General features: G+C 72.1%; 6 protein-coding genes. 5 read left to right on the top strand and 1 reads right to left on the bottom strand.

The genetic code is table 11. From position 1 onward, the window contains the following. The first annotated feature begins 136 nt into the window (after positions 1 to 136). Together QH283_RS06645 and QH283_RS06650 are read left to right on the top strand one after the other, a co-directional pair. Complete coding sequence (locus QH283_RS06645) at positions 137 to 1,609, top strand: class I adenylate-forming enzyme family protein (RefSeq protein WP_280502133.1); 1,473 nt, start codon at positions 137 to 139, stop codon at positions 1,607 to 1,609. Between the two features lie 110 nt (positions 1,610 to 1,719). Continuing rightward, entirely contained in the window at positions 1,720 to 3,039 is a 1,320-nt protein-coding gene (locus QH283_RS06650; RefSeq protein WP_280502138.1) for a PucR family transcriptional regulator, read from the top strand. A gap of 3 nt (positions 3,040 to 3,042) precedes the next feature. Here the strand turns inward: QH283_RS06650 and QH283_RS06655 are convergent, their stop codons facing one another. Continuing rightward, positions 3,043 to 3,486: a hypothetical protein gene (locus QH283_RS06655; RefSeq protein ID WP_280502134.1), complete on the bottom strand. Its 444-nt coding sequence runs from the start codon at positions 3,484 to 3,486 to the stop codon at positions 3,043 to 3,045. 191 nt (positions 3,487 to 3,677) lie between these two features. Between QH283_RS06655 and QH283_RS06660 the strand changes: the two genes are divergently transcribed. The 3 genes from QH283_RS06660 to QH283_RS06670 form a co-directional block, all read left to right on the top strand. Continuing rightward, complete coding sequence (locus QH283_RS06660; protein WP_280502135.1) at positions 3,678 to 4,886, top strand: alcohol dehydrogenase catalytic domain-containing protein; 1,209 nt, start codon at positions 3,678 to 3,680, stop codon at positions 4,884 to 4,886. Positions 4,887 to 4,896: 10 nt separating this feature from the next. After that, positions 4,897 to 5,226, top strand: a complete 330-nt coding sequence (locus QH283_RS06665; protein WP_280502136.1) for a hypothetical protein — start codon at positions 4,897 to 4,899, stop codon at positions 5,224 to 5,226. A 303-nt stretch (positions 5,227 to 5,529) separates the two neighbouring features. Beyond that, the coding region (locus QH283_RS06670; RefSeq protein WP_280502137.1) for a serine/threonine-protein kinase at positions 5,530 to 6,545 on the top strand (1,016 nt) is incomplete at its 3' end.

Genomic DNA, 6,545 nt, shown 5'->3' on the forward strand with positions numbered 1-6,545 from the left:
CGTCCGTGGGGCGAGGCGGGCGCTCCGTCGGCTTGTCTCCCGCGGACAAAGAGTTGCGCGATGTTGTCCGCTGCGCCCATACCCCTGCGAGACGGCACTCTAGCGTCGAGAGGAAACCCTGGAGGAGGGAAAAGCCGTGCCGGGCATCGGATATCTGATCTGGAACATCGCCGAGTACTCGGACGACTGCCCGTGCGTGCGGGACGACGAGGTCGCACTGGATTACCGGCAGTTCGCGGCCAGGACCGACGCGGTCGCCGCGCGGTTCGCCGAACGCGGGGTCCGCGCGGGCGATGTGGTCGCGGTGGCGCTGCCGAACGGGGTGCGGCTGCTCGTCGCGATCATGGCGTCCTGGCGGCTCGGCGCGGCGGTCACCACGATCGACCCGGGACTGAGCGAGTTCGAGGCCGAGTACCGGATCCGCGACTGCGGGGCGGTCCTCGTGGTGAACGAGGGGCCGGGCGCGCCGTCGTGCGGACGGCCGGTGATCCATGCCGGCGAACTGACCGATGAACCGGTGGCGGGGTGGTCGGCGGGCCCCGATCCGCGACCGGCGGACCCGGCCCTGATCGCCTATCCGCCCGGCGCGACCGGACGCCCCAAGGGCGTGCGCCTCAGCCACGCCAATCTCGATGCCGCCGCGCGCACCATGCGGCGGCATCTGCGTCTGGCGCCGCCCGATCACTGCCTGCAATTGCTGCCGCTGTGCCATGTCGACGCGCTGGTGGCCGGTTTCCTGGCTCCGCTGACGGCGGGCGCCCGGCTGTCGATCACCGCGCGCTTCGGTCCCGCCCGCTTCTTCGACGACATCGCGCGCCTGCGTGCCACCTACTTCTGCGCCACCCCCGCCACCTTCGCGCGGCTGGCCTGCCGGCCGGTGGACGCGGCCAAGGACCTGTCCTCGCTGCGGTTCGCCATGGCCACCTCCGGGCCGCTGCCGGAGGAGTTGCGCGAGCGGGTCGAGCGTCGCTTCGCCATGCCGATCGTGGAGAACTACGGTCCGGCCGAGGCGTCGGGCGTGTGCGCGAGCCATCCGCTCGACGGACCGCGCACCCCCGGCACGGTCGGTCCCGCGCTGCCGGGACAGCGGATCGCCGTGGTCGACGAACAGGGGCGGCCGGTGCCGACCGGCACGGTGGGCGAGGTGGTGGTCGCCGGTCCCGCCGTCGCGACCGGCTATCACGGCAGGCCGGAGGACACCGCGCACGCGCTGATCGGCGGCGGGATGCGCACGGGCGATCTGGGCAGGCTGGACGAGGGCGGCGCGCTCACCCTGGTCGGCCGTCTCGAGGACGTGGTGCTGCGCGGTGGCGGGCAACTGTTCCCGCTGGAGATCGAGCACGTGCTGGCCGCACACCCGGACGTGCTCGAGTGCGCGGTGATCGGCGCGCCGGACAGCGAGGAGGGCGAGGTCCCGGTCGCCTACACGGTGCTGTGTCCCGGTGAGGTCGCCGATGCCGCGGAGCTGCTGGAATTCCTGGCCGATCGGCTGCCCGCGGCCGCGGTGCCCACCGAGATCCGCGTGGTGGAGGCATTGCCGCGCACCGCGATCGGCGGTGTCGACCGGGCCGCCCTGCGCCGGGCGGATCCGTCCTCGGCCGCCATGTGAACGCCGTCGCGCCGCCGTCACCGGCCTCGGTTCGCCCAGAGGTTGCCCGCGATGGGATCATCCCCTGGTCGAACGGAGGTGACGTGGTGGAATCGCGAGTGGCCGCAAGCATGCCGACCCCCGGGTCGTCCCGGCGGGACCGGACGGCCAGGAATCCGGCGCTACTGGAGATCGTCGCCGATATCGCGCGGCGGCTCGAGCAGCGGCAGACGGTGATCGCCGAGGCCGTCACCACCCGGCTGGCCAACGACATCGACCTGCTGGCCGCCGATCCACAACTGAACGAACTGCTCGGCGACAGCGTCTACAGCAACCTGACCACCATCCTGCACGTGCTGGCCAACGACATCCCGTTGCAGAACCTGCACCCGCCGACCGCCGCGGTCGAGTACGCGCGCAGGCTGGCGCAGCGGGAAGTGCCATCCCAGTTCCTGTTCCGCGCCTACCACATGGGTCACGACGGCCTGATGCGCGTGTGCCTCGAGGAGATCAACGCCCTGGACCTGCCCGGTACGGACGCGGTGACGGTGTACCAGTACATGGCCGAGCCGGTGTACTCCTTCATCGACTGGATCACCCAGTACGTCATGGAGGCCTACGAGGACGAACGGCGGCGTTCCTTCCGCACTCCGGGCAGCGTGCACTCGGCCACCGTCCACGCCCTGCTCAGCAACGAGGGCATCGGCTCGGCCGCCTTCGAGGCCGAGGCCCGCTACCGGCTCGACCAGCACCACGTGGCGATGATCGCCTGGTCCACCCATGCCGCCGATCCCGATCTCGGACTGCTGGACCGCACGGTGCGCGACTTCGCCAGGACGCTGGCCGCCGAGTCCGCGCCCATCACCACCCCGATCGACCGCCGCACGGTGTGGGCGTGGCTGCCGTTCGGCCGCCGCAGACCGACCCTGGATGTCCAGGCGCTGTCCCGCGCCGTGCCGAAGGACTCCGGCATCAGGGTGGCCTTCGGCCTGCCGGCCGCCGGGCGCGCCGGCTTCCGCCGCTCCCACGAACAGGCGCGCGCCACCTACACCGTCGCCGGTATCGCCGACGGCGAGACGCCCGCGGTGAGCACCTTCGGCGATCGCGGGGTGGCCGTGTTGTCGCTGCTCACCGAGAGCCTCGACGCCACCCGGGCCTGGGCGAGGGAAGTGCTCGGCCCGCTGGCGGTGGACTCACCGCACGCCGAGGCGCTGCGCGCCACCCTGTACACCTACCTGGAGAACGGCGAGAGCTACCTGCGCACGGCGGAACTGCTCGACCTGCACCCGAACACCGTCAAATACCGCATCCGCAAGATCAAGGAAGGGGCCGCCGAACTCGACGAGCGCAGCAGGCTCGACCTGCTGCTCGCCTTGCAGGTGTGCGCGCTGCTCGGCCGCACGGTGCTGCTGCCCGCCGGGGGCGCGGACCGGTCGAGTTCCAGCCGGTGAGTCTCATCCGTCGGCCGAGATCCCCAGATCCCGCTCGTAGGTGTCGGCGAGCCGCTCCTGCTCGTCGGTGCGCTCACCGTCGGTGCGCTCGGCCTGGTCGGAGATCGGCGACATGTCCGGGCGCAGCGCGTCCTCGGTGTGCACCGCCCCCGCCTCGGCGGGTCGCTCGTCCCGCGCCACCGGTGCGGCCTGTTCGAACACGTCCGGCTCCTCTTCGGCGAGCCGTTCGTCCAGTGCGCGGGCGGTGGCCTGCTCGTGCGGGGTCATGCCGTACTCGGTGACGCCGGTCCAGTCCTCGGGCGGATCCATCGCCTTGTCCAGCGGGTCCGCGTGCAGGCGATCCTCGTCCAGGTCCTCGGCGCTGTTGAGCGCGGCCGGGTCGGTCTCGACGGCATCGGGCGGACCGGAGTCCTGCGGTGCGTCCCACGAACCGTTCGGCTCGGTCATGACAGTTCACTCCCTTTCGCGCAGAGACCGCACAGGCGGTCGACGGACACCCACCGCCTACCCGGGCCGGGACGGATGAATCGGGCTCAGCCCAGGCCGGTCGAGCGCCGTTTGTCACCGAGAGCCCCGGGTAAGCGAGCCGTGTTCCCGAAGATCTCACCGCCGGGACATCCGACAGGCAGGAGTTCGACGTGAAAGCTGTCGTATGGCACCACGTGGGCGACATCCGCCTCGACGAGGTGGCGGACCCGAAGATCGAGCAGCCCACCGACGCTCTGGTCCGTATCACCGCCACCGCGATCTGCGGCACCGACCTGCACCTGGTGCGCGGCACCATGCCCGGCATGGCGCCGGGCACCGTGCTCGGCCACGAAGCGGTGGGCGAGGTGCTCGAAACCGGCTCGGCGGTACGCGGATTCGCGCCGGGTGATCGCGTGGTGGTCTGCTCGACCATCTCCTGCGGCCACTGTTCCTACTGCCGCAGCGGCTACACCGCCCAGTGCGACACCGCCAACCCGAACGGGCCGCAGGCCGGCACCAGCTTCTTCGGCGGGCCCGAGGCCACCGGGCCGGTGCAGGGGCTACAGGCCGAGGCCGCGCGCATTCCGCACGCGACCAACACCCTGGTCCGCATCCCCGAGGGCGTCACCGACGAGCAGGCGCTCATGGTCTCCGACGTCCTGCCGACCGGCTGGTTCGGCGCCCGGCTGGCACAGGTCGGCGAGGGCGACACCGTCCTGGTCCTCGGCGCAGGCGTCGTCGGGCAGTGCGCGATCGCGGCGGCCAAGCGGCAGGGCGCGGCGCGGGTGCTCGTCGTCGACGGCCTGCGCGACCGGCTCGACATCGCGCGCGCCCAGAACGCCGAAATCATCGACTTCAACGCCGAGGAGCCGGTCGCGACCGTGCGGGAGCTGACCGGCGGCATCGGGGCGGGCCGGGTGATCGACGCCGTAGGCGTCGACGCCCAGGCCCCGAAGTCCGGCCCCGCCGCGGCGGATCTGCCCGTGGACGCCGAGACCTTCGAGGCCGAGCGCCGCGCCGCCGCGCCGGAGGGCAACACCGGCGACGGGCAGTGGGTGGTCGGCGACGCCCCGAGCCTGGCCGCGCGCTGGGCGACCAGGGCCGTCGCCAAGGCGGGGACGGTCGGCATCATCGGCGTCTACCCGCCCGGATTCGATCGCTATCCGCTCGGCGAGACCGTCGGCCGCAACCTGACCGTGCAGGCGGGCAACTGCAATCACCACCGCTACGTGCCCGGTCTGCTCGCGCGGGTCGCCCGCGGCGACATCGACCCCACCCGTTTCGTCACCCGCCATGTCGAGCCGATGTCGATGATCGAGGCCTACCAGAGCTTCGACCGGCGCGAGGACGGGTGGCTCAAGACCGTCGTCCCGATGTGAGGAAGCACCCATGCGTCTGCGACGCAGCAAGCCCTACGGCCCGGGGGTGCGGCGGATCGCCCTGGCGGCCGCTGGCTTCGGCCGCATGGACCCGCCCACCTCCCGGCGCGCCCGCAAGGCCGCCGAGAAAGAGGTGATCACCGAAGTCTCCGCCGCCCTGGGCAATACGCCCACCGTCGCCCGCGCCTCCTACATCGATCCCCGAGTGATCGACGCCTTCGCCGAGGGCGTCACCATCTCCCGCGCCCTGGCCCGCGCGGCCGGCGCGGACACCGAGGAGGAACGCCGCGCCATCACCGAACGCGCGGTCATCCGCCTCCTGGGCGGCGCCTCGCGATAGTCGTCGGGCTCGGACGGACTGATCTCCGCGCGCACCGGCCACCCGTTCCGCGTGACGACGAAATCTTGCCCGGCCTCGGGTTCGTCCATCACGCCCGCGCGTCCGTTGCGCAGCTCGGCTCGGGTGATCGTCCTGGTCATCCCCCGAGACAGCGCCGATGCCATCGCGATCAGGGGGGAGCGCTGTTCGGACCGGGGCGGGGTTGCCGGGAGTACGCTGAACTGCGCGTCGCAGCGCAGCGTCGTCGGGCGGACCGACCGCGTGAGCTGCCGGAGACACCGAACTCGGAACGGATCACCGACGATGGCTGAATCTGACCCGACAACCACCCGGCGCGAGCCCGTGGTGGGTATAGCGGACGAACTGGCGGCGGAGGGGCTTGTCGACCCGTCGGAGGTCGGTCGCGGCGGATTCGGGGTCGTCTACCGGTGCAAGCAGGCCCATCTGGACCGAGAGGTCGCGGTGAAGGTGTTGTCGCTGCACCTGGGCGACGCCGACTACGAACGGTTCCTGCGCGAGCAGCGGGCGATGGGGCGGCTGTCCGGCCATCCGAACATCACCGACATCCTCGAGGTGGGGGTGCTCGGCAGCGGGCGGCCGTATCTGGTGATGCCGTACCACCGGGGCGGTTCGCTGGACGACCGGATCAAGAAGTCCGGGCCGCTGCCGTTGCGCGAGGTGCTGCGGATCGGGGTGAAGCTGGCGGGGGCGCTGGAGACCGCGCACCGGATCGGGATCGTGCACCGCGACGTCAAGCCGGGCAACATCCTGCACAGCCGGTACGGGGAGCCACAGCTGACCGATTTCGGCACCGCGCGCATCAGCGGCGCCTTCGAGACCTCGTCGGATCTGATCACCGCCTCCCCCGCCTTCGCCGCCCCCGAGGTCCTCCAGGGCGCGACGCCCACCCCGGCCGCCGACGTCTACAGCCTCGCGGCCACGCTGTTCTGCCTGCTCACCGGGCACGCCGCCTACACCTCGGCGACCGGGGAACGGCTGGTGACCCGGTTCCTGCGGATGACCACCGAGCCGGTGCCCGACCTGCGCGAGCAGGGCATCCCCGAAGACGTGGCGGCCATCATCGAGAACGCGATGGCGGTCGACCCGAAGCAGCGGCCGCAGACCGCGCTGGAGTTCGGCGAACAGCTGGCCCTGGCCCAGGCCGCGCACGGTTTCGACGTGGACGAGATGTCGGTGTCGGCACCGGAGGCGGCCGACACCGACCAGTGGTCGCCGGCCGGGGCCGGCGCGGGCAGCCCCGTCACCCCGGTCGGGCCGCCGGTGGCCGGGGGGATGACGCCGGCGCCGCGCCCCCCCCG

The sequence above is a fragment of the Nocardia farcinica genome (genome assembly GCF_029867845.1).
GTDB classification, from domain to species: domain Bacteria; phylum Actinomycetota; class Actinomycetes; order Mycobacteriales; family Mycobacteriaceae; genus Nocardia; species Nocardia farcinica_A.